This is a genomic window from Arthrobacter sp. Y3223164, assembly GCF_059091005.1.
The window spans coordinates 1-1,154 of record NZ_JBNHGF010000605.1 but is presented as its reverse complement, the minus strand read 5'-3'; the positions used below and the strand labels follow the sequence as shown (position 1 = coordinate 1,154).

Sequence of the window (1,154 nt, the reverse complement as noted above, 5' to 3'; positions counted from 1 at the left end):
GACCTGGCCGACGCGCTCGGCGGGGCGGTGGGTGCCTCCCGGGCCGCCACCGATGCCGGCTGGATCGAGCACTCGGCGCAGGTCGGCCAGACCGGCAAGACCGTCTCGCCTCAGCTCTACATTTCCGCGGGCATCTCCGGGGCCATCCAGCAGAAGGCCGGCATGCAGACCGCCAAGGTGATTGTTGCGGTCAACAACGACGCCGACTCGCCGGTCTTCGAGATCGCCGACTTTGGCATCGTGGGCGACCTGGCCACCGTCTTGCCGCAGGCCGCCGCCGAGATCCGCCGGCGGAAGGGCTAGCGGCGGTGACGGTTGAGGAATTCCAGCCAGCACGCGTCCTGGTCTTTGCCGCGCACCCCGACGACCTGGACTTCGGGGCCGCCGGCACCATTGCCCGCTGGACCGCGGCGGGCGTGGAAGTCAGCTACTGCATCATGACCGACGGCGACGCGGGCGGCTTTGACGACGCCCAGCGCGCCGGCATCGTCGAACTGCGGGCGGCCGAGCAGGCCAAGGCCGCAGCGCTGGCCGGCGTCACCGACCTGCATTTCCTGCATCAGCCCGACGGCTACCTGGAGCCCACCCACGAGGTGATCCGCCAGGTGGTGGAGCTGATGCGCCGCATCCGGCCCGACATCGTGCTGTCCATGCACCCGGAGCGTGCCTGGGACCGCATTCAAAAGAGCCACCCGGACCATCTGGCCTGCGGAGAAATCGTCACCCGCGCGATCTACCCGGCCGTGGAAAACCCGTACGCCTATCCCGAACTGCTCGAGGCAGGGCTGGCCGCCTACAAGGTGCCGTTCCTGTGGTTCTACGGCGGGCCGCGGGAACGCGAGAACCACTACGTGGACATCACCGACCACGTCGACACGAAGCTGGCCGCCATCAGGATCCACGCGAGCCAACACCCGGACTTGGCCGCCATGGACGCCCGCGTGCGCCAGAACCTGGCGGAGAACGCCATGCGCGGCGGCCTGCCCGGACGCAGCGCCGAGGCCTTCCACGTGGTGGAAATCAATACCCCGGAAACCATCGCCGGATTCTGACGCAGGCCGCAGGCCGCCGGCCGATCTCCCGCTCACGCCGGCCCGGTGGGAGACCTGCGCCCCCACGGCGTCACGGTGGCAGGCCGCGCGGGTGCCTGTGCC

The 1,154-nt window shown here is 69.9% G+C and carries 2 protein-coding genes; both read left to right on the top strand.

Annotated features, from left to right (window positions below):
- Positions 1 to 303, top strand: a 303-nt coding sequence (locus AC5RUJ_RS16785; protein WP_494156304.1) for an electron transfer flavoprotein subunit alpha/FixB family protein, incomplete at its 5' end; no start/stop codon positions are given.
- A 5-nt stretch (positions 304 to 308) separates the two neighbouring features.
- Positions 309 to 1,052 carry a PIG-L deacetylase family protein gene (locus tag AC5RUJ_RS16780; protein WP_494000242.1) on the top strand — a complete coding sequence of 248 codons (744 nt, stop codon included), beginning with the start codon at positions 309 to 311 and terminating at the stop codon, positions 1,050 to 1,052.
- Positions 1,053 to 1,154: the final 102 nt, after the last annotated feature.